A 1,688-nucleotide genomic window follows, 5' to 3' on the forward strand; every position below is an offset into this window, starting at 1 on the left:
ATTCAAGCACAACCAGCAACAAATGCTCCCGTTCATTTTGGGCAACTTTTAGCCTATGGCAAGGCAAATATTGAGGGCGGGGCGGTTGACTTTTCTTCGCTGATGACGGGTGAAGAAGCTGTTTTAAAGGTTGGCAGCCTTGATGCAGGGACACTGATGACAGGTGTCGTTTCTACGGGCGGTTCAGGGGATCTTGTTTTAGATAAAAACGGTTTTCTTTTGATTACAGCAAAAGAAGGGGTGAAGGTTGGTCAGATTGCCAGTGGTGGCAATATTGAAATTTTTGCAGGCAACGACATCTATTATGATCAGGTCATGGGCTATGGCAGCGCAACTCTAACCTCTGTATCAGGGGAGATCAGTGTTGAGAATGTGCTGTCTGCTGAGGGGGATGTGAGGTTGACAGCAAACACTCTCGATTTAAGCAATAATCGTTCTCATATTTACACGCCGCAAACGCTGTATTTAATTGCAGATCATATTGATGTCTCAGAGAGCGAATTGGCTTATGGCGGTTTAGATTTTAACAGCACCAATGCCCTTGATATTCACCATGCGCGGCTACAAGCCGTGACAGATCAGGGAGGGACTGGAGATATTCTCTTTATTGCTCCAAGCGTTATGGTTGATGAGACAACTTCTGTTTTAGCAGCCAGAGATTTCGTGATCAAGACGGGGGAGCTTAGAAATAGCGGTCAATTGGCATCGGGGCAGGATTTAGTCTTTAGCGTGACGGGGGATGTGACCAACAACAAAACGGGTTTAATTTATGTAAAGGGCAATGGTGCTTTACAAGTTGATGGGGCTTTGTTGAATGATTTTGGCACCATAATGGCAGAGGGTGATTTGGGTTTCACCAATGCGGCTGGCAGCGGAAAAAGCCTTTCGCTTGTGAATAAAGCAGGCTTTATTCAAGCTGGTGGAAACTTAAATATCCAAACCAACACCCTGAAAAACGAAGCTGATAGCACGCCTGTCATCACGGAAAAAACGGAATATAGCGATATTTCTTTCCAAAGACCAAAGGGTTCTGATCAACTCAGTGATGGGATGTTATATCAAGATGGTCCCAACCTTTGGGGAAAAGGGCACGTTAAGGAAGAACAATCTTCGCCACATCCTGGAAATATAATTTATAAAGAAGTATTTGTATTTGATAAAGAGCTGTGGGCTAACAAAGGAGGAACGTACGGTAAAGCAACTTTGGAAGATGGAGCATTTTATAGGGCATTTACTTGGAAATATGATAAAACAAAAAGTAATATAAGACGGTATCAATGGAATAATCAGTCACATATGACAGAAGAAACTGTCACGCAGGGGTTTTCGCATAAGCCCACCATTCAGGGGATGATACAATCTCACGGCAATCTCATCATTAACGCCGATAACATTGACAACCATTATAGTTTTATAGAAGCAGGGGGAAATGCCTATATCCACGCCAATGTGCTCACCAATTTGGGTGCAACAACTTATAAAAACACCTATATGGGTTGTCAGGCTTATACAGACAGTTGTTATGGCTATAAAGCTGATGGAAGCCGCGATGTTTCTTTAGATATAGCCGATGGCAAATTTCGTCATATCCGCTCAGAAGCTTTGGAGAGTGTTCCTGGTCTTGTCCAAGCGGGTGGCACTTTAAATCTGGTGGTTGATCAACTCAACAACAAGGCAGGGGAAGGTTC

The 1,688-nt window shown here is 43.6% G+C and carries 1 pseudogene; it reads left to right on the plus strand.

The annotated features are described in order from the left end of the window. Window positions 1-1,688: pseudogene (locus ACFINL_RS09590) on the plus strand (filamentous hemagglutinin); the annotation flags it as partial.

Source organism: Bartonella sp. AA78NXGY, assembly GCF_042197005.1.
Taxonomy (GTDB): Bacteria; Pseudomonadota; Alphaproteobacteria; order Rhizobiales; family Rhizobiaceae; genus Bartonella.